18 protein-coding genes, 1 pseudogene and 1 riboswitch are annotated in these 20553 nt (G+C 38.7%); of the genes and pseudogenes, 3 read left to right on the top strand and 16 right to left on the bottom strand.

Features of this window, described 5'->3' with window-relative positions:
• Positions 1-24 precede the first annotated feature (24 nt).
• The 6 genes from J582_RS15660 to J582_RS15635 all read right to left on the bottom strand — a co-directional run bounded on the left by J582_RS15660 (position 25) and on the right by J582_RS15635 (position 4923).
• The gene (locus J582_RS15660) at positions 25-1047 is read right to left on the bottom strand and encodes an ABC transporter substrate-binding protein (RefSeq protein ID WP_004887815.1); all 1023 of its coding nucleotides are present in this window, start codon (positions 1045-1047) and stop codon (positions 25-27) included.
• On the bottom strand, positions 1044-2855 hold the full coding sequence (gene atzF, locus J582_RS15655; protein WP_004887817.1) for an allophanate hydrolase: 1812 nt from the start codon (positions 2853-2855) through the stop codon (positions 1044-1046). The genes J582_RS15660 and atzF overlap by 4 nt, the downstream gene beginning before the upstream one ends.
• Before the next feature lie 12 nt (positions 2856-2867).
• Positions 2868-3302 (bottom strand): CopG family ribbon-helix-helix protein, encoded by a 435-nt coding sequence (locus J582_RS15650; protein WP_001118705.1) that lies wholly within the window; start codon positions 3300-3302, stop codon positions 2868-2870.
• Between the two features lie 4 nt (positions 3303-3306).
• Entirely contained in the window at positions 3307-3432 is a 126-nt protein-coding gene (locus J582_RS26065; protein WP_001000625.1) for a hypothetical protein, read from the bottom strand.
• Positions 3433-3643: 211 nt separating this feature from the next.
• Positions 3644-4525, bottom strand: coding sequence for a hypothetical protein (locus tag J582_RS15640; protein WP_228131709.1), 882 nt, complete (start codon positions 4523-4525; stop codon positions 3644-3646).
• 44 nt (positions 4526-4569) lie between these two features.
• Positions 4570-4923: a winged helix-turn-helix transcriptional regulator gene (locus J582_RS15635; RefSeq protein WP_032048229.1), complete on the bottom strand. Its 354-nt coding sequence runs from the start codon at positions 4921-4923 to the stop codon at positions 4570-4572.
• Positions 4924-5015: 92 nt separating this feature from the next.
• On the opposite strand from J582_RS15635, the gene J582_RS15630 reads away from it, so the two are divergent.
• Positions 5016-5552, top strand: a complete 537-nt coding sequence (locus tag J582_RS15630) for an NAD(P)H-dependent oxidoreductase (protein ID WP_004887826.1) — start codon at positions 5016-5018, stop codon at positions 5550-5552.
• 38 nt (positions 5553-5590) lie between these two features.
• Here the strand turns inward: J582_RS15630 and uca are convergent, their stop codons facing one another.
• The 5 genes and pseudogenes from uca to J582_RS27520 all read right to left on the bottom strand — a co-directional run bounded on the left by uca (position 5591) and on the right by J582_RS27520 (position 13392).
• Positions 5591-9196: an urea carboxylase gene (gene uca, locus J582_RS15625; RefSeq protein ID WP_004887828.1), complete on the bottom strand. Its 3606-nt coding sequence runs from the start codon at positions 9194-9196 to the stop codon at positions 5591-5593.
• A 2-nt stretch (positions 9197-9198) separates the two neighbouring features.
• Positions 9199-9852, bottom strand: coding sequence for an urea amidolyase associated protein UAAP2 (locus J582_RS15620; protein ID WP_000217380.1), 654 nt, complete (start codon positions 9850-9852; stop codon positions 9199-9201).
• 15 nt (positions 9853-9867) lie between these two features.
• Positions 9868-10608 carry an urea amidolyase associated protein UAAP1 gene (locus tag J582_RS15615; protein WP_004887829.1) on the bottom strand — a complete coding sequence of 247 codons (741 nt, stop codon included), beginning with the start codon at positions 10606-10608 and terminating at the stop codon, positions 9868-9870.
• A gap of 28 nt (positions 10609-10636) precedes the next feature.
• A riboswitch (guanidine-I (ykkC/yxkD leader) is annotated at positions 10637-10732 on the bottom strand.
• Positions 10733-10921: 189 nt separating this feature from the next.
• Positions 10922-12085, bottom strand: coding sequence for a zinc-dependent alcohol dehydrogenase (locus J582_RS15610; RefSeq protein ID WP_004887832.1), 1164 nt, complete (start codon positions 12083-12085; stop codon positions 10922-10924).
• A gap of 231 nt (positions 12086-12316) precedes the next feature.
• Positions 12317-13392, bottom strand: a pseudogene (locus J582_RS27520) (alpha/beta hydrolase).
• 101 nt (positions 13393-13493) lie between these two features.
• Between J582_RS27520 and J582_RS15605 the strand changes: the two are divergent.
• Positions 13494-14525 carry an AraC family transcriptional regulator gene (locus J582_RS15605; protein WP_032048228.1) on the top strand — a complete coding sequence of 344 codons (1032 nt, stop codon included), beginning with the start codon at positions 13494-13496 and terminating at the stop codon, positions 14523-14525.
• Between the two features lie 129 nt (positions 14526-14654).
• Positions 14655-15086 (top strand): SRPBCC family protein, encoded by a 432-nt coding sequence (locus J582_RS15600; RefSeq protein ID WP_004887840.1) that lies wholly within the window; start codon positions 14655-14657, stop codon positions 15084-15086.
• A gap of 55 nt (positions 15087-15141) precedes the next feature.
• Here J582_RS15600 and J582_RS15595 read toward each other — a convergent pair whose 3' ends face one another.
• The 5 genes from J582_RS15595 to J582_RS15580 form a co-directional block, all read right to left on the bottom strand.
• A complete protein-coding gene (locus J582_RS15595; protein ID WP_004887842.1) occupies positions 15142-15696 on the bottom strand; it encodes a TetR/AcrR family transcriptional regulator in 555 nt (184 codons plus the stop codon).
• Between the two features lie 1465 nt (positions 15697-17161).
• Complete coding sequence (locus J582_RS15590) at positions 17162-18052, bottom strand: tetratricopeptide repeat protein (RefSeq protein ID WP_004887847.1); 891 nt, start codon at positions 18050-18052, stop codon at positions 17162-17164.
• Between the two features lie 148 nt (positions 18053-18200).
• The gene (locus J582_RS0104805; RefSeq protein WP_004887849.1) at positions 18201-18500 is read right to left on the bottom strand and encodes a hypothetical protein; all 300 of its coding nucleotides are present in this window, start codon (positions 18498-18500) and stop codon (positions 18201-18203) included.
• 43 nt (positions 18501-18543) lie between these two features.
• Positions 18544-18855, bottom strand: a complete 312-nt coding sequence (locus J582_RS15585) for a hypothetical protein (RefSeq protein WP_004887852.1) — start codon at positions 18853-18855, stop codon at positions 18544-18546.
• 207 nt (positions 18856-19062) lie between these two features.
• Complete coding sequence (locus J582_RS15580; RefSeq protein ID WP_004887853.1) at positions 19063-20283, bottom strand: chloride channel protein; 1221 nt, start codon at positions 20281-20283, stop codon at positions 19063-19065.
• Between the last annotated feature and the right edge of the window lie 270 nt (positions 20284-20553).

The following is a 20553-nucleotide window of genomic DNA, read 5'->3' as shown; positions in this document are numbered from 1 at the left end:
CTTGGGCTTTTTGATTTATGGGGTTTATTTAAGTTGCTCTATGAGTGTTGGATAAATCAGCCCATCTACATTTTGTTCGGTTTTATAAATACCGTTTTCGACATTAAATTTATTGACGTGATAGCTAGAGCCATAAATCGAGTCAAAGCCTTGAGATTTAGTAAATACTTTTTTATTGGCATTGATATCTAATAAATGCGTACCGCTGACCATTAACTCATATTGTTTTGGGTCAACCCCTGAACGGTTTGCCATGATTTTAACCGCATCGGCATGGGTTGCAGGGTCATTAATATATTTAACGGTTTTATCCCACACCTGAATGATTTTTTTCCATTCTTCTTGATGAGCAGTTAAGTGGCTCATGTTGACTGTTAAGGTGTCGTAAATTAAACCCGGCTTGTCTTTAGAGGTATAGATAATTTTAGAACCTGCCACTGCTTTTAATGCCTGACCTGCAACAGGTTGCCAAACAGCAATCGCGGAAATATCGGGGCTATTAAACACTTGAGGTAATTGGTTCGTCGCTGAATTTACCAGCTTCACCTCATTCGCTTTAATGTTATGGTCGGTTAAAGCTGTTGCTAGTAAAAGATGGTCAACCAAGCCTTTTTCGACACCGATCGATTTTCCTTTTAAGTCTTGAATGGTATTAATGCCCTCTTTTGCAATAATGACATCATTGCCCGCAGAATAATCCGTTGCCAAAATCATCATGCCTTGCATACCACCCGAAGCTGTTACCAAGTTATCACCATTGGTGACCAACACAGCATCGAGCTGATTTGCCGAAAAAGCCGAAAGCGACGCGGAATAATCAAACCATTTAAACTCTACATTTAACCCTGCTTCTTTTAACCAGCCTTTTTCAATAGCCACTTGCCAAGCCACCCAGCCCGGCCAATCACTATATCCGATGGTAATTGGTTTTGTATTTGCGGCTGCCTGAGCGTCTTGTTTAGCCTCAGGCACTTTAGCGGTATTGTCACAACCACCCAATACAACTGCCGATAAAATAGATACGGATAAAAACGCTTTTTTAATCATATAGAAACTTCCCCAACATTTTTACTAACAACACTTTGAGCGGTTTGATTGAGTGACTGTATGTAAGCTCGCCAGCCTCCAAAATGACTAATATCGGTTGCATCTTGAATGGCATACGCTTCGCAAATAAAGCCTTTGACCCATGTTCCATCTTTTAGTTTCAGGTTCCCAATACCAAGTGGTGCAGGTACTTCAGCCACAATGGCTCCAAAATTTGCTAAAGGAACATCCCACACTTCGACTTCAATAGATGTCCCTGCTTCATCGAATTGCAGCCCTGGTTTTGGTGGCGTGGTATTTTTTAAGGCAAAAAGTTTATAAGTCTCTGCGGTCTGTGTTTTCTTGAGCAAAGTGGCATTACGGCTAGTGAGCTGAAAATTAAGTGGCATGCCTGTTAAATGCGCTCCGACTACAGCTAGCTGTACTGAATGATTTGACTGGATCTCTAGACTTTTTTGATAATGTTGAGTTGATTTACCTAAACTCAGCGATGTTTCGGTTTGCCAAAGCTGCGCAAAATTGGCGAGTGCCTGATCATGCCAAGCTGGTGCAATAAAGGTTACCCCGCTTGGTAGGCCGTCTTCACGAAGTACATTTGGCAAAGCTAAAGCCGAAAGATCAGCAAAATTAACAAAGTTGGTATACGCTCCCATGTGCGCATTTTTAGTCAATGGGTCGGCTTCAACTTCAGCAATGGTGTAAATGGTTGGCGCTGTCGGAACCATCAAGGCATCAAAAGGTTGTAAAGCCAAATTAATTTTTCGAGCAAGTACGGCGCGGTTATATTCGGCTTGAAGTGCATCTGTTGCCTTGAATTTATCTACCTGCGCAATAATTTGAGCAATGACTGGATGAGCCTTTTCACGTGTTGTCATGCGTTCAACGGCGACTGTTCTTTCTGCTACCCAAGCATCGTTATACAGTGCGGCAGCAAGCTCATTAAACGCGCTGAAATCAATACTCTCAACGTCATAGCCCAGTTTTTTTAAGCGCTCAATTGCAATTAAAAAGGCCTTTTCAGATTCAATATCACCATAAAACTCAAGCTGAGCAGGAATAGCAATTTTTCGTTTAGAAAATTGATTTGGTACATTGGCTGGATGTGCTCGTGAATATTCATCTGTTTCATCGTAGCCCTGCATTAAACTGGCGACTGCCCAAGCATCATCAATATACAGCGCAAAAATAGAAATGACATCAATGGTTCGACATGCAGGAATTAAACCTGTGGTAGAAAACCAGCCCTTTGTTGGTTTAAGGCCCACAATATTGTTATGACCCGCAGGAACACGTCCTGAGCCCGCCGTATCTGTCCCTAAACTAAAAGGCACAATGCCGTTGGCAACCACTACCGAAGAACCAGAGCTTGATCCACCGCTGATATATTCAGGGTTAAAACTATTTTTTACTGCACCGTATGGAGAGCGAACGCCAACTAGTCCCGTTGCAAACTGATCGAGGTTAGTTTTACCAACCACAATCGCCCCTGCTTTTTTTAGCTTGGCTACTACGGCAGCATCTTGTGTCGCTAAATATTCAACTTCTTTACAGGCAGCAGTGGTGTGAAAGTCAGCGACATCAATGTTGTCTTTAACTGCAAATGGCACACCGTATAGAGGTAAGTCAGCAATATTCTGGTCTTTTAAAATATCAATTTGCGATTGAATCTGCTCCTTCGATGCAATTTCAATCCACGTATGATCATCATTTTTAACTTCTGCCACATAGCCAAGCAGATCCTTAAGATGGATTTGCCCGTTTTGATATGCTGTTTTCCAGTCTTGGATGGTCCATAAATTCTTCAACACGCTACTCCTCATTTAGTCATTTTGCTGTATAGGCGGCATGACAGCATCCATCAGTTCTAAATGCCCTTTAATCACCCCTTTCAACACAATAAATTGCTGGCTAATTTGTCTAAGCTCAGAACTCGCGCCCTGCATTAACATGACTTGCAATATTTTTTGTTGGTCGAGCTGGATATGAAGTGAACTAATCACCTGTGCTAAAAACTGTTGTTGTAAATCGACCAATTGATTGCGCAAGGTCATTTGGCTAGCGTCGTAAAGTAGCGTTAATGTGCCCACCATGACTTCATTGGCCTGTGCTTGCTCTGCAATCAGGTGCTTATTAATCATGTCGACAATGGCTTGCGAGCGGCTTTCATAGTTCTGCTCGACAATTTTTTGGTCGAGTGCGTTAAGTGTCGTTTCAGGTACGGTAATACTGATTCGAGCCAACTTTTGTTTTGCCACAGTCTTATCCTTTTGTTTTAGGCGGCTGATTGTTTTGCTTGATATATACGCCTGCACGTACACTAAGCAATTCGACTAAAAAGGCTTTTAAAGTTGGCTTTGGTTGAACCACAGGTTTTACATCGTTCATATCGCACCTCTAGTTTGGTATTACCAAATTCAGTTTTTGTATTACTGGTAAGAGATGCAGAAAATGTGCCAGTTTTTGAGGTTAGTTTTGATGGGTTTGGCAGAAATTTGTGAGTGATTTTTGGGCAGAAAAAGCCCCATGCACAGGGATGGGGCTTTAAATATTATCATTAGCTTTTAACGCAAATTAAACAGCAACAAAATTAGAGAAATCATTTATTAATCCGTATATTTTTAACTTTGCTACTCAATAAATTATAGATTTCAACTTCTAAATCTTTTTGAAAGCTTCCAGATATAGAAACTTTGTTTAATTTATTTAAGTCTAAACTTTTAAAAAGTTCTAAATTTAGATTATATTTCAAGTCATTATTATTAATAATGAGTTCAAAATTTTCTAGTTCACTAATTTTTGAACTCATTATAAAATCAAGGGTGGTTTGGCTAATTGCCATAACATCGTTGCAGTCTTCAATACCTAAATCCACCTCTATAGACAATGATTTTAAATATTTGAAATTTAAAGGCTTTGTTAATTCAAATGCTCCATTAATCTCTAATATCTCTAAAGCGGGCATTTTCTCTATAATTTCTGTGATGTCACCTAAATTAGGATATATTCTGCACTCATTAACATAGAGTTCATCAAATCCATATTTGAACACTTTTAATTTAGGAAAGTATTTTTTACTTAAAGCTTTGCTAATTTCACTAAAGTCATCAAAAAAACTCTTATTAAAATCAATATATTCATGCTGTAAACCTATCAACATAAATTCTACTTTTTCATTTAACTCTAATTCAATCATACGGTTAAGATAAGGATAAAATTTAGTAGAACAAAGTGAATAAATTGTTCTAGTTTTTTTGGGAAAGTCTGTTACCGTGAATTCATTATCAACCTCACTTAAAGGCAGTCCAAAGATACAAATGTCACCATGAATATATGGAATAGATAAATACTCAACATTGCCTGACTTATACATCCAAGAAACAGGAAAATCTTGTTTAATTAAAGTAGACTCATTACCATTCATTTTTAATAACTCTTTTTTAAATTGTGTGAAAATAAAAGAAATAAATGCCTCATTCACACGCACATAGTCTAATCTATTCAATATTTTAATATTTTTTAGTCTTATGCCTGATTAATCATCGTATGCGCCCATATCGATAAAGACTCTAAAACAGGTTTAAAAGACAGGCCTAATTCAGTCATTTCATACACCACCTTAATCGGCGCTTTTTCACCATAAACCGTTCTAGAGATTAAGCCACTTTGCTCTAATTGCTTGAGTTGAAGGCTTAAAGTCATTTCTGTGATAGTTGGCATTAATTGATTGATTTCATTAAAACGTTTTGGCCCATCTTTTAAATAATACAAAATAACGCTTTTCCATTTTCCACCCACCAAATCCATAGCCATACTGATATGACATGGATACGTTTTTCCATTCATGCTGATTTCACATTTATTTTCAGTATTTGTCATTTTTAACGCCACCTATCAACTTTGATAGTTATTGTACACTCATACTATAAAAATTATAGTGACTATGATTTTTATAGCTACAAGGCATTATTATGGCTTTACTTATTTTGGCCCATCCCTACTACGCTCAATCAATTGCAAATAAAACGATAGTGAATGAACTTATAAAAACCTATCCGGACCTTGAAGTCCGAGATATTTTCCAGCTTTATCCAGACTATAAAATTGATGTCAGCGCTGAACAAGAAGCGTTGTTACGCCACGAAACGATTATTCTGCAATATCCAATGTTCTGGTTTAATATGCCGGCAATTTTGAAGTTATGGTTTGATGAAGTTTTTACTTATCAGTTCGCTTATGGCTCTCAGGGCGACAAATTAAAAGATAAAAAAGTCATTATTAGTATGACGGTCGGGCAAAAAGAAGCGAACATGGTGAACGACCAAGAAAACTTAATCGATAGCTTTTTAAAAGCGGTTCAACATTCAATTCAATATACGCAAATGCAGTTAAACGGCACATTTTTGCTTTATGACGTATCGCCTTTATCGGGTAACTCAGAGTCAAAAATTAAATTAGAAGCTGTTGAACATGGCCATAAATTATTAAAGCATTTGACCGAAGCATAATAAAAAAGAGAGCATCAATATCGATGCTCTCTTTTGATTTAAGCGACTGGCGCTAAGGTAAATAGCACTTGCCCCGTTTTTACGGTTTGTCCTTTTTCAATAGTAATGGTTTTGACCTTCATGCGTTCGGGTGCAATAATTGGAATTTCGATTTTCATCGCTTCAATTACTGCAAGGGTTGCACCTTCTTCAACAATATCTCCCGATGCACATTCAATTTTCCAGATTGAGCCTGGCATGTGCGATTCAACTGCACAGCCGCCTTCAGGGATCACTACGGTTTCGCCTTCATCTACAGCATCTAGGCTTTCAGAGATATATTCTTGTAAGCCCGCTTCGTGCCAACGGCGGCGTTCAGCCTCGAAATTAGCTTGTTGCGTGTCTTTAAAAGCTTGAATGCTGTCTTGATGTATTTTTAAAAACTCGTTGTATTCTTTTAGGTTGAGCACACCATCTTCAATGCGAAGTTGTAGTCGGCCTGCGTTAAAGTCTTCACGCATTTGCAGAAGTTCAGCCTCAGACACTTCATAAAACTTAACTTGGTCAAAAAAGCGCAGTAACCATGGTTTGCCTTCTTCGAAGTTGGCATTTTTACGGTAACGGCTCCACATTTGAGTGGTACGGCCAACGAACTGATAGCCGCCCGGTCCTTCCATACCGTATACACACATATAAGCACCGCCAATGCCGACCGCATTTTCAGGTGTCCAAGTTCGCGCAGGGTTATATTTTGTGGTGACTAAACGTTGGCGTGGATCGAGCGGCGTCGCAACGGGTGCACCTAAATACACATCGCCTAACCCCATTACTAAATAGTTCGCACTATAGACCACATCTTTAACCGCTTGCTTAGAAGCTAAGCCATTAATACGGCGAATAAACTCGACATTATCTGGGCACCACGGTGCATCTGGTCGAACTATTTGTGTGTAACGCTCAGTTGCAAGTTGAGTCTGCGAATCTTCCCAAGCCAAAGGCAAATAGACAGTCCGTGAAGGCACCTGCATATTTTGAATATCGGGTAACTCGGCTTCTGCTTGTTGAAGTTTCTGTAAAAGCTCCAGTTGATCGAGTTGAATCGAATCAAAATGAATTTGTAGTGAACGAATACCCGGTGTTAGGTCGATAATGCCCTGAATGTTTTGATCTTTGACCCATTGCATAAGCGCATGAATACGGAAGCGTAAATTTAGGTCGAGTACTAACTCGCCATATTCCACCAATAAATAGCTATTTCCTGCTGGTCGATAGGTCACGCTTGGTAAGTCAGCTTCACCGTCTAAAGTAGCTAAAACGGCATCTTTTAAAGTATCGGGTTCTGCTTGAATAGCTGGGTTAAAATCGATCTGGGTTGTATCAATCGCGGTTAAACTTTGATGATATTTTTGATCGAGTGCTTTTGCTTGCGCATAACTCACAGGTACAAATTTGACCTTATCGCCGGCTTTAAGTTGTCCAATTTTCCAAAGCTCGGAATGAATGACTACCGCAGGGCAAACAAAGCCACCTAAGCTAGGACCATCTGGTCCCAAAATAATAGGCATATCACCTGTAAAATCAATTGCCCCAATCGCATAAGCGTTGTCGTGAATATTGGATGGGTGTAAACCTGCTTCACCGCCGTCTTCACGTGCCCACTCAGGTTTTGGCCCAATTAAACGAATGCCTGTACGGCTTGAGTTGTAGTGAATTTCGAACTCATTGGCAAAGAACGTATCAATATCTTGTTTGGTGAAAAAATCTGGTGCGCCATGTGGGCCATACATGACTGCAATTTCCCAGTTTTGGGTAAAACTAGGAATTTGCGCTTGAGCTAGAGCTGTGGTCGTTTGAGCGGAATATTCAGTAATTGGCAGCATATCCCCAATTAATAAATTACGACCTGCATGCCCACCAAACTGCCCCAAAGTAAAAGTCGCCTGTGACCCTAAATACTCAGGAACATCGAAACCACCTTTCATACCAATATAGCTACGGCAACCTGAACGGATAATTCCGCATTTTAAAACTTGGCCTTTTTTCACATTGATGGTTTGCCACATCGGTACCAGTTCACCATCAAGTTTTGAAGGCATATCACCACCCGTAATGACAATTTGGCTGTCGCAGTGAAACTTTAAAGTTGGCCCTTGCAAGGTACATTCAAGCCCTGCGGTATTTGGCTCATTAGCTAGAAGCTGGTTTGCCACAGTTAAACTGAGTGGGTCAATCGCACCTGATGGCGGCACCCCAACATCCCAATAACCTAGTCGACCTGTTACATCTTGAATGGAGGTTTGAATGCCAGCCTGCAACACCTCAATTTTTTGAGTTTTCCATTCAAACGTATTTAAAAATCGGGTGGTTTGAGTGCCTAAAGCAAACACATCACAAGCAATAATATTTTGTAAATATTCCAGATTGGTTTCGATACCAGCGACTTGTGTGTTGGCAAGACTAGCGCTCATTGCCTGTATGGCTTGGTCTCGTGTTGCAGCAGTCACAATAATTTTGGCAATCATTGGGTCATAAAAAGACGACACTGTTGAACCTGTTTCTACCCATGTTTCGACTCGGGCTTGCGGGTCAAATTTAACCTGTGTGAGTAAGCCTGCACTCGGCTGGAACTGTTTAATTGGGTCTTCGGCATAAAGACGAACTTGAATGGAATGTCCTGTTGGCTCTAACTTTTCTGTTGGTGCTGACCAGTCACCGCTTGCCAAAGTAACCATCCACTCGACTAAGTCGACCCCAAATACTTGCTCGGTCACGCCGTGCTCGACTTGCAAACGCGTGTTGACCTCTAAGAAATAAAATTCTTGGGTTTCGGTGTCCATAACAAACTCAACCGTGCCTGCCGAACGGTAGTTCACTGACTGCATGAGTTGAACCGCAACTTTTTGGAGGTAGTCACGTTGTTGTTCATTTAAGTGTGGCGCGGGTGTTTCCTCAATCACCTTTTGATTACGGCGTTGTACCGAACAATCACGCTCACCCAACGCTAAAACTTGCCCTTGCCCATCACCAAAAATTTGTACTTCGATGTGGCGTGCATGCTGTACAAATTTTTCTAAATACAAACCTGCATCTTTAAAATTGACTTGCGCTAAATAAGACACGGTTTGATAGGCATCTTTTAACTCGGTTTCATTCCAGACCAGACGCATACCAATACCACCGCCGCCCGCGGTACTTTTCAGCATGACCGGATAGCCAATACGGGCTGCTTCAGTTAAGGCTTCGGCTTCATTGGCAAGTAATGAGCTACCCGGAAGTAAAGGCACATTGCTTTTAATAGCCAGCTCACGCGCGGTATGTTTTAAACCGAAGTCGAGCATTTGGCTTGAAGTTGGCCCAATAAACGCAATACCTTGGCTTTCGCACAAATCACAAAACTCGGCATTTTCAGATAAAAAGCCATAACCGGGGTGAATGGCTTCTGCTCCCGACTGTTTAGCAACCTCAAGGATGTTTTCAATATTTAAATAACTTTGATTGGCAGGTGCAGGCCCAATCAGAAAAGCTTCATCGGCCAAAGTCACGTGTAAAGAATCACGGTCAGCTTCGGAATAAACCGCAACCGAAGCGATCCCGAGTTTTTTAAGAGTGCGAATGACGCGACAGGCAATTGCACCGCGGTTAGCAATCAGAACTTTTTTAAACATGCTTATACCCCTTCCGCTTCACGGACAACCAGTTGAATTTTGGTTGGGTTATAGGCATTGCATGGGTTATTGAGCTGCGGACAATTGGAAATTAAAACAATCAGATCCATTTCTGCCCGAACTTCGACATATTTACCCGGTCCTGAAATTCCATCATCAAATTTAAGCTGACCATCTGGCGTCACAGGCACATTCATAAAAAAGTTAATGTTTGGACCGATGTGACGGACATTTAAGCCATGCTTTTTTGCAATCGGGTGTTTTGCCAAGGCATACATAAAGTTGTTACGGCAACTATGCATTGGGTAGGTTTCATGTGCATAGCGAACCGTATTACTTTCACATGAACAGGCACCACCAATGGTGTCATGACGACCGCAGTTATCATCATGAATAACGGCAATTGGACGGCCAAAGTTACTATAGAGCTTGGTGCCCTTTTCTAAATAGATTTGTTGGTTGATAGCCAAAGTATCCATTGCGCTATAACGCTCAGTCGGGTTTTCGGCACTCATAAACAAAGTATCGACCGCTTGGTTTCCCTCAAGGTCAATAATTCGGAAATATTGACCCTTTTTAACCTCGCACATCCATGCTTCACCCGCAGGACAAACTTCATTTAAAACTGCTTTTTCAAATGATTGTAAAACTGTCATGATGCTTCTCCTGATTTAAATATTGCTAAATGCGTAGTAGCGGGCTGTGTTTTGGAACGCACGCTGATTTTGCGAACATGCATCACGACAAATATCGCTGTCTGTTAGAGAATTGGCTTTAAATAAACTGAGTTGAATATCGGCAGGTTGATAGCTTGGGCTGGTGTCTAAACCGTGCGGCGCAGCAGATAAAAATAGCAAGCAGTCCATTTCAAAACGCAGTTCAATAGTTTGATTGGTGTTGTCAGAACTGACATAAGACAAAGCCCCGTTTTCATCAGGCACAACTTTAGAAAATAGGTTAACGGCGGCACTCAGGTCTTGGCTGGCAAGTCCGTATTTACACATTTCAATGAGTAAGCTGTCTAAGCCATTTTGGTACATATCATTGCGGGCATCTTGAAAGGTGCGCGTTCCAAATTGCTTTTCAATTTGTTCTGGTCGGCTTGGGCCACAAAGTGCATCGTTCCAGCCATGACCATCATGAACAATAGAAGCCATGACACGGCCAAGGTCTGAGTACAGCACATTGGAAGCTTTTAAATAGGCGGTGTGTTGCCCTTTTAAACTGTCGGGCATATTGAAACGTTCAAGCACATCGGCAGCATTTACACAAAACAAAGAAACATTTGCCTGAGCGCCAAGCGATGTAAATCTAAGAATAGTTCCTTTTTGAATACGACCCGACCAGTGATGTCCTCCGGGTAAAAGTTCGGTCCAAATCGCCTGATTGTTATGATAACTTGCAGTGTTCATAGCCACTCCTGTCGGATAGTTTTAGACTTCCTCCCGGGCTTTTATCCCTCCGTGTAGTTCGCTAGGAACCGTGAACTCTCGGTCCAGTCATACGTAAAGTATCGGAACCCTAGATCACTTTTGATTGCTTAAGACTATGCAAAGGACATGCCAGCTTAGTATTACGTTTTTGGTAAAAAGTAATACTCAATTTGGGCAAATTGGGTGCGCTTTAGAATGGAAAATAAAAAGCTGCACTAAAAATTGTGCATTTCAAAATAGAAAAGCCCCTTTTAGTAAGAGGCTTTTAAAGTGAAACTGTAAACTGAAGGATTTAAGGAATCAAAATTACCTTACGGCATTCCTGTTCTCTTTCATTAAAAATACGATAACCCTCTGCGGCATCTTCTAATTTCATTCGGTGGGTAATAATCGTTTCAGGTGACAAGTCACCACGCTCAATAAATTCTAGTAAAAGCGGTAAATATTGATGCACATGAGTTTGGCCCATTTTAAAAGTCAGTCCTTTATCAAAAGCATCACCAAATAAAAAGCCATGAATTGGACCTGCATATACACCCGGTACACTCACCACACCACCACGGCGAACCGCGGCTATACATTGACGAAGCGCTGCGCCACTTGAACCTTCAAGTTTTAAATTGGTCAGGACTGTTTCAATAACACTGCCCTTTGCCTCGAAACCAATGGCATCAATCACTGCATCGACGCCACGATAATTGTCGGTATTTTGAATAATAAATTCGGCCGCATCGACTTCATCAAAATTAACTGGAATAGCGCCGTAGGTTGCCGCCGCATAGTTCAATCGATATTCATTGTGATCGACCATAAATATTTTTTCTGCGCCAAGCATCTTGGCACAAGCGGCACTTAATAGTCCGACTGGCCCTGCGCCATAAATTGCAACGGTTGAACCACGAGTAACTTGAGCGTTGGTCACTGCCTGCCAAGCGGTAGGTAAAATATCGGTCAAGAAAAGTACTTTTTCATCTGACAATGAACCGGGCACTTTAAAAGGCCCCTTATTGGCTTTTGGGACACGAACATATTCTGCTTGGCCGCCCGGTACTCCGCCATATAAATGGCTATAACCAAATAAAGCTGCACCAGGTGGAATTTGCTTTTTATTAATAATTGCACCACGCCCTGTATTGGTGGTTTCACAGGCAGCGGTCAGGTCAAGTTGGCAAAAGAAACATTCACCACAAGCAATCACAAAAGGCACAATTACACGGTCGCCTTTTTTCACGTGAGTGACTGCGGGGCCTACTTCTTCGACAATACCCATAAATTCATGCCCAAAAATATCGCCATGTTCAGTCTTTGGGATTTTGCCTCGATATAAATGTAAGTCGGAGCCACATATTGCTGTGGCGGTTACACGTAAAATAATGTCATCTGGTTCTTGAATAATAGGGTCTGCAACCGTTTCAACTCGAACGTCTTCGGCACCGTGGTAAGTAAGAGCGCGCATTTATTATTCCTCAATTTCCTATCATGTCATTTGATTATGAGGAGGCTTTCTTTACGGTTTGCAACGATTCTTACTTTTCACGTAAGGCTTATAGCTCAAATGCAAAGTGATCTATGTTTAAGTAACAATAAAAGTAAAATATAGTTTCTTAACTTTTTCTTGGTCAGACGTGATTTGAGCTCACTTTGCCCTCTATATTTAAAATTTAAAAAACGGGTAAGAACCTACCCGTTATTTCACTGTTGTTGTATAAAAACTATCTATTGCATCAACCATTTGAGATAACCCCGGTTGCTCTAATGGATAATGGCCTGCATTTTCCAATATCACAGTTTTTACCGGCACTTTATGAATACGGCTAAGAAAAGGCGTACTTAAATCAAGTGGTGTCCAACGGTCTTTTTCAGGTTGGGTCAATAAGACAGGACATACGTCAAAGTCTTCAGGTGCAACCTCAGGTTTATAATGTATATATGAATCTAAAAAGGTCAGAGAAACCGAGTTACCTGCTGAAGTTTTATCTTTCATAAAGACCTTTAAGGCATCTTTATTATTCACCAAAGTACTCATTTTACTTGCCCAGCTCATTGGAACACGCATTGATGCTAACGGCGTTTTAGCAGTTAAATGTGTAATTGGCGTACCTACCCGACTCATAAACAAATTGCTTGCTACAGTATCTTTCACTTTTTGATTGCTTGTATCAAGGAAGGTCATTCCAACTATAGCTTTAACTTTTTTATTTTTGGCAGCAACATGGTAAGTCAGCATACCACCAGCACTTAAGCCATACAGTACAACTGGACGATTATCTTTGGCCAATTCCACATCAATTAAATCGCTACCTGCCTGTGTACCCAATCGTTATAACTAATCGGCTTACTCTTTTTAACTTGAGTGACACCATAGCCGGGCATGTCTACAGCAATTGTTTCATAACCTCGATCAGCCAAGGGTTTTCCTAAAATCATCGACATTTGTCGACCATTGGTCCCCACACCGTGAAATAAAATCACTTTAATTTTGGCATTGGGATTACGGTAAGTATCCAAATGGATGTTATGACCATTCCAAGACCACCATTCTTCTTTGGGTAACTGGTCTTTAGGAATATGAAATTCTTGAGGAAGGAATTGTTCAATTTGTTGCCAAGCTGCTTGATTTTGATAACCCATGACAGACTCTCCTGATTTTATTTCTTGAGCTGAAGATACACCTGTTACACATACCATTAGGCCAATTACACCTAATTTACTCATTAATTGCCGCATCATATTTATCGGCTTTGCTGGTTGAACGGTATTCATTGTTTTACTACTCGTTGCTATCTGATGAATAAATATTAGGCTTTAGTCTTCTCATCAACCATGCTAGATTGGGACACGCATTTTAGTTTTTAGGCCAACTGATGTTAGAGTTTCAAGATTATTTACGAGCTCCATCTAGCGTACAGCTATTATTAGAACTAGGTGATCAATTAAACATTCAAAGAACACATCTGTTAGCCGGCACTGGTTTAACCCTAACTCGTTTAAATGATACTAACAGTGTTGTTACACCCGATGAAGAACTGGGTGTTATCAATAATTTAATTAAAATTTTATCTGCGCACACCGCAGGTTTAGGTCTCATTACTGGTTTTAACCACCAACTGACAACTTATGGGATTTTGGGTTACGCATTAATGAGTAGTGCAACAGGTTTAGAAGCAATGCAACTTGTGCAACGTTATCTGGCCCTCACCTATACCTTTGTTAAAATAAATTTTCAGCAAAAAAATAAAGAGTGCATGATTTGCTTTACTGAACCTGTGGGCCTAACACAGGAGTTACAACGGTTTGTACTTGAACGTGCGATGGCTGCAACTCTTCGTGTTATTAGCGATATTTATGAAGGTTCATTTCAATTAGATGCATTTCATCTTAAATATGGTGAACCTGAGTCTTGTTTGTTAAATATACCTAAAGAATATTTAGGCGCTCCAATTCAATTTAATCAAAAAGAAAACATTTTAAAATTTAATAGTTCGCAATTACTCCACGCTCTACCCCATGCAAAACCGAATACTGCTGCTATGTGTGAAAGACTGTGTATGGAGCTTATTAGCCAACGCCATACCACCTTAACAACCACAATGATTGTCCGCGATTTTTTAATGAACGCTCCTTCTGGCACATTACTTAATATTAAAGAGATTTCAAATAAGTTAAATATGAGCGAACGGACGCTAAAAAGGAGGTTACAAGACGAGAATATCTCTTTTAGAGCACTTCAAAATGAAACCTTGCATCGACGTGCCGACTCCCTTTTAGCGCAAAATCTAAATTTAGGCCAAGTGGCAGAAATATTAGGCTTCTCAGATTTATCTACTTTTTCTCAAGCTTATAAACGTTGGACTGGCGTTGCTCCAAGTCATTATAAAAAGCAAATGATTAAATAAACTCTATTTAGGATTTTTAGTTTTTATCCGGAGTTACTCCGACGAACTAGAATTCCACCCTAGTGAAAAGCGTGCTAATATCCAAATTCTGACAATTACTCATGTCAAATTTATTTTAGAGGGAACAAGATGTTAAAAACTCAAAAAATCAACATCGTACAAGAATTTGATGCACCCATAGATAAAGTCTTTGCGACCTTAAGTGAACACGAAAATTTAAGCAAAATTTTTGCCCCTGCTAAAGTTACTCGCATTAGTAATGGAAAGGATGCACGCAATGGTGTTGGCTCTGCTCGCAAGATGACTATTCCGTTTACACCTTCATTTGTTGAAACAAATTTAGTCTATAAAGAAAATGAACTGATCGAGTACGCGATCACAAGTGGCATTAGCCCAATTAAGGCACATCGTGGTGTGATGCAATTTACTGACTTGGGAAATAACCGAACTCGTTTGAATTACACTATCAGCTTTAAAGGCCGCGTTCCTTTTATTGGCCCGATTATTAAAGCGGCCTTACAAAATGGCGTGAGCCGTGGACTTAAAAAACTTAAATTTTAAGAAGCCAATATCATAAGAAAGCCCAATGATGGGCTTTCTCATTTTAGATTGAATACTAAGATAGGGTTATTAAAAAATATTCTAATAATTTATCTCGTTCATCTGTTTCCTCTTTACTTAAAAGCTGAACCATTGCCCCATCAATCTCAAATAAAAACATGTGAGCATCTTCGATTAAAGCTGTGGGTTTAATAGTTAAAAGTAGGTCATGTATTTGGGTCACTAACCAGTTTCTATAATCCACCACCACTCTGTAAGCAGTTGGATAAAACTTTTCAATCTCCAAAATGGCCTTAAAAGGCAAACGGTACAGTCCTTCGAGATTGGCATGGAGATAAAATATTTTTCTTAGCTTATCAAATACCATAAGTTCACGATATGAATGAATAATAGATAACACCTCTTCTATTAACCCATCTTTTTGAAAGGTTAAGCACATTTCAATGAACCTTTCTTTTGAATGAAAATGTTTATAAAACGTGGCCTTATTCACTTTGGATTCGGCAATAATTCGGTCAACACCGACTTTGTGAAATCCATACTCCATAAATAAATCTTTTGCTGTATGAAGCACTCTGAGTGCTCTAAATGAAGCTTCTAAATTTGGCATAGTTATACCGTTTAAAATAATTTTTTGTTGTATGTAAAAGAGATAGAAATGCCGTCACTCTTAAATTGAGTGCTAAAAACAGGCATGCAAAAGCGGCACAATAAAGGTGTGCTCGCCTATCTCAGGTTTATTGTTGCTATGATTTTTGAGTCGTAACGATTCTTAAGGTGTAGAAAACCTAGAGTCGATTAAACCGATTTAGAGAGTATTTAAACGGTATAAATAGAGAGATTTTGGCAAAGGCCAAAAATTGAGAAGAATTTGTACGCACGAGCGAACTCCTTTGGCTATAAAAGAAGTTTCACCGCATTACTGCTAAATAATGGTGGCGAAACGAAAGAGGGTTAGCAGACTGGAGCCAAAGAATCCAGCACACCCGAAGGTGTCCCCCTCCCGTTCCGCCGCAGAGGGGGCACGCAGGGATTTCCACAAAAAAGTTAGACTTTTTCGTGTACTTTGGCTTATGGTCTGCTAAAACCAACTGGCAATGTAGGCCAGCCCGCAAAGGATAGTATTCGCTTTTCTTGTCGTCAAGCGCAGAAAATATAGTTTGTATTAAGTTCGAGCATTTCAGTTAGATTTTAAACTTAATTGAATATGGGTATATAGAAAATAGTTATAAAAATTAAAAAATATAAAATTTCGATAGGTAAAAATTTATTAAAAGTAAACTCAGATATAAATGAATATAAAGTTTAATCTCTACAAAATAATGATAGTGATAGATAGAATGAAGAAGGGTTAGCAGACCAGACATCTAGAATCTGGCACATCAAAAGATGTCCCCTTTTCACTCTACCCGAGAAAAGCATAGTATTCACTTTTGTTATCGTCAAGCGTGGGAAATGACAATCGTATTAAAGTAGGGCGGTTGGGGAATAAAATTTATTTAATAGGTTTAAGTTATAATTTAGATCATTATGAAATTTCTAATATTTTTAGTATGATATATTTTCATTACAAAATAATTAGATTCAACTAATGACATTAAAGACTTTATATATCGAGTTCTATTATGGAGAATATTCAGCTCAAGAAAGAACGGAAAAGATTAATAAATACATTAAAGAAAATGAAGATGTTCACATAGATTTTTTTACCGAATTACTACTAACATTTAATGATTATAATTCTTTATTACTGCGAATCGTAAACTTAACAGATCCTATTTTTTCATATAATTGTATTGAAGCAGAAATATTAGCAGCTCGATTTTTTTTTAGATATTTTAAATAATTATCAAGAAAACAACCTAAGCCCAGTTCAGCTATGTACTATTTTCAATAATTTAGAAACAGGTTTTATGGGCGCACCAAGAAATCTTCCAGACAACATAATTTATTACCCTACTTGGCTCGAATCTTTCTACGATGCTTGCGATTGGTGCGATGAAACATGGACTTTAGAGAATTCTCCTCACCTAATTGAAGCCACAAAACAGCAAGTCCATATCATAGAAAAATGGCTATTCTTCAAATAGTGATAAGGCATCCTTATTGCCATTTTCGGCTGCTTTTCTTAGCCACTTTTCGGCTAATTCATTGTTTTGCGGTACACCCTCACCTTTATAGTACATCATCCCTACTGTAAATTGCGCTTCATCATTTTCCTGTTGAGCAGCTTTGCTATACCATTCGAACGCTTTTTTATAATCTTGATTTACACCTATCCCAAGAGCATATACGGCCCCCAAGTTATTTTGTGCTTTTTCATTTCCTTGCTCAGCCGCTTTGCTATATAACTCAAAGGCTTTTTTATTATTTAGCTCTACGCCCTTACCTTGTGCATAAAGTGCTGCAAGATTATTTTGTGCAGCAGCTTTGCTATACCAATCAAATGCTTTTTTATAATCTTGGGTTACCCCATAGCCTTCTTCGTAAAGTATGCCCAAATAGTATTTAGCTTCGGCATTATCTTGTGCAGCAGCTTTGTTAAACCATTCAAATGCTTTCTGATAGTTTTTAACACCACCATCCCCATTTGCATAATACGCACCTAAATTATTCTGTGCTTTCACTTCACCTTGTTCAGCAGCTTTACTATACCATTCGAATGCTTTTTTATAATTTTGCTCTACCCCTTGTCCAAGAGCATACATTGCTCCCAAGTTATTCTGTGCCTCTGCATTTCCTTGATTAGCAGCTTTACTATACCATTCAAAGGCCTTTTTATAATCTTGAGGAACAACTTCTCCCTCTACATATAATTCACCAAGTTTTGCTTGAGCTCCTGCATCACCTCTTTCTGCTAAACGAGAAATATCTTTAAAATCTGGTTGATGACTACAAGCTAATAAATTGATTGCTACGAAAATAATGGCGATTTTTTGAAGTTTTTTTCTTAAAATAAAAAACATAATAAATATTAAATTGCTTGTGATGAGAAATATATCGAATGAATTTTAGCATAAATTCTCAAACATGAAAAAATTTAAAGTTCTAGTTTAATGGCTATAGTAATTTAATGAAATTATAAATTATCTATAATCCTTTAATTAGATTACTTTAAAAGACATCATGCCGAATAGCCCACACAACCAAAATTAAAATAAACGTAACAAGTGAACTTAAAGATGAAGATATTAATAAAGAAAAAAGTGCTAAGTGATTAGGGCCATCTTTAGTAAAAAATTGCGCATTGGTCCAATCTTTAGGAAATAAAATTGCTAAAATAAATAGAGTGATAATAAAAAATGATAAAAACCATATTGGCACTAAATAGCGAAGCTTCCACCGTGCTTTAACTACAAAATAGCCAACTCCATATAAGCATATAAAAAAAATAGCGAAATCTAATATAGACATAACACCCTCTTTAATATTAATTTTTACATTAACTAGTTACCCCTCATTTAAAATTATTATCTTCCGGATGAAATCCAAAAAATATTGCTCCGACTACCCATCCTGATAGATATATAAGCTTACCTAGTTCTGTTATTCCAGCAAAAAGTATGCCCCATAATATAAACCCTCCCGTTAAAATTAGAGAGAATAAAATAAAGAACAAAACAGCTAAAAGAAAAAAGACAAAGTATTTATTTAAAAATTTATCAACAGCAGATATAAAAATAGATAAAGACTTTTGAATTAAAAATATAGTATATCGGCCAACAAGTAACCCTACAAAAAAAGTAAGTATCATAATAACTATTGACACTGCTTAAGTTATTCCTTTTTTTAATATTAAAATAATTTTCTATTTCTCATTATAGTCCCCAACAAGAGATAGAACTACATTTCTTTTCATTTGCTTATCACTTTTTATTAAGCATTTAATATGCCAATTTTTATCATTTTTATTAAAAAAGAAGATTTAATAGGAGTTAAGCAACCTAAAACCACTCAACTCCTTAGAAAGGCTTAATCAATCCATCAACTTTTTACGGCGATACAACCCACAATTTCCAGAAAATAGCGCTGCCAATAAACAGGTAATAATGGCATAAGTCGCAACATTCATTCCAAATAACTCAACAGCTAAAATAATTGAGGTTAACGGAGCCTTACTCGCCCCTGAAAACAGACTTACTAAACCCAAGCCAGCAAGTAATGAGAGTGGTAGGTTTAAAACTGCGCCTAAAGCATTCCCTAATGTTGCACCCACATAGAACAATGGCGTAATTTCACCACCTTTAAAGCCCGAACCTAAAGTGATGGCTGTAAAAACAGTCTTGTTAAAAAAGTCGTAAAACTCAATCGGTACATAAAAAGATGAAATAATTTTATCTGTACCTAAACCGTTGTACTGCTGATGTGCAGTGAACAACGTAAGCAGCATAATAATAATACCGCCGACCATCGTTCTTAATGGCAAATAACGAATGTATTTATAAAAGAGGTCACTTGCCAAGTGAATGGCTGCAATAAAGAAGCGCGCAGCCAAACCAAAAACTAATCCTGCCGCAATTAAGCTCATGAGTGTGCCAAAATGAATGGCTGGAAACTCGCTAATTACATAAAAAACGTGCGGATGCACAATTTCAAATAGCTCAGGAATGGTCGATGCAATCAGCGCCGACACAAAACATGGAAAAATAGCTGAGTATCTTAAATTACCTAAAGCGGTAATTTCTAAACCATAAATTGCACCCGCCAAAGGCAGACCAAACACCCCAGCAAAACCCGCGCCAATACTGGCGATTAAACAGATTTTTCGGTTGTCTTCCGAGATTTTTAATATATAGCTTAAATGGTCAATTAAGGCACCTGAAAGCTGAACCGCTGGCGCCTCACGCCCTGCCGAACCACCAAACAACTGCGTTAAAATTGAGGTAATAAAAATGATAGGGCTCATTCGTTTTGGAATAAACGATTTGGGTTGATGAATCTCATCTATGAGTAAATGTGTTCCCCGTTCAATTGGCGAACCATATTTTTTAATGAGATAGCCAATACCAAAGCCCACAAAAGGCAGAAAGTAGATGAGCCAGTGATGCAGACTGCGGACTTTGTTTGAAATATCAAAAGCCACAAAGATTAGAGTGGATGCCAGCCCGGCAACGACTCCAATCACAATTGATATGACGAGCCAATAGACACTGTATTTTAGAATTTGATCGTATTCAGATGAAGGTAGAATTTTCATTCGCTTTCTTCAATTCGCCTGTGAGTGAGTGCCAAATTCTCAAATTTTTTTATGCTGCCAGTTCATTAAGTGAGAAATGCTTAAACTGGGCTAAAAATTAAAGCTCGCATAAGCGAGCTTCAAATACAGTGATCAATATTTATACCACCAATCTGTGACAAATATCTCATAACCCGTTCTGGCTTTCAAGTTGAAAATGGTTAATGAAAACCTAAAATATGCCTGATTGAGTTAATTAATAAGCACTCGATTTGACCTGATCAAGCTAAA

Source organism: Acinetobacter sp. 1566109 (assembly GCF_000582255.1).
Lineage (GTDB): Bacteria > Pseudomonadota > Gammaproteobacteria > Pseudomonadales > Moraxellaceae > Acinetobacter > Acinetobacter nosocomialis.
Note: the sequence above shows the minus strand (reverse complement) of the source record. Positions and strands in the feature narration are given on the sequence as shown.

Excerpts from the sequence above, each read along its gene's own strand:
- J582_RS26065 (WP_001000625.1), bottom strand. The coding sequence starts at position 3,432 with ATGAACGATGTAAAACCTGTGGTTCAACCAAAGCCAACTTTAAAAGCC.
- J582_RS0104805 (WP_004887849.1), bottom strand. The coding sequence starts at position 18,500 with ATGTCTATATTAGATTTCGCTATTTTTTTTATATGCTTATATGGAGTT.
- uca (WP_004887828.1), bottom strand. The coding sequence starts at position 9,196 with ATGTTTAAAAAAGTTCTGATTGCTAACCGCGGTGCAATTGCCTGTCGC.
- J582_RS15600 (WP_004887840.1), top strand. The coding sequence starts at position 14,655 with ATGTTAAAAACTCAAAAAATCAACATCGTACAAGAATTTGATGCACCC.
- J582_RS15615 (WP_004887829.1), bottom strand. The coding sequence starts at position 10,608 with ATGAACACTGCAAGTTATCATAACAATCAGGCGATTTGGACCGAACTT.
- J582_RS15610 (WP_004887832.1), bottom strand. The coding sequence starts at position 12,085 with ATGCGCGCTCTTACTTACCACGGTGCCGAAGACGTTCGAGTTGAAACG.
- J582_RS15590 (WP_004887847.1), bottom strand. The coding sequence starts at position 18,052 with ATGTTTTTTATTTTAAGAAAAAAACTTCAAAAAATCGCCATTATTTTC.
- J582_RS15635 (WP_032048229.1), bottom strand. The coding sequence starts at position 4,923 with ATGACAAATACTGAAAATAAATGTGAAATCAGCATGAATGGAAAAACG.
- J582_RS15620 (WP_000217380.1), bottom strand. The coding sequence starts at position 9,852 with ATGACAGTTTTACAATCATTTGAAAAAGCAGTTTTAAATGAAGTTTGT.
- J582_RS15595 (WP_004887842.1), bottom strand. The coding sequence starts at position 15,696 with ATGCCAAATTTAGAAGCTTCATTTAGAGCACTCAGAGTGCTTCATACA.
- J582_RS15605 (WP_032048228.1), top strand. The coding sequence starts at position 13,494 with ATGTTAGAGTTTCAAGATTATTTACGAGCTCCATCTAGCGTACAGCTA.
- J582_RS15580 (WP_004887853.1), bottom strand. The coding sequence starts at position 20,283 with ATGAAAATTCTACCTTCATCTGAATACGATCAAATTCTAAAATACAGT.
- J582_RS15630 (WP_004887826.1), top strand. The coding sequence starts at position 5,016 with ATGGCTTTACTTATTTTGGCCCATCCCTACTACGCTCAATCAATTGCA.
- J582_RS15660 (WP_004887815.1), bottom strand. The coding sequence starts at position 1,047 with ATGATTAAAAAAGCGTTTTTATCCGTATCTATTTTATCGGCAGTTGTA.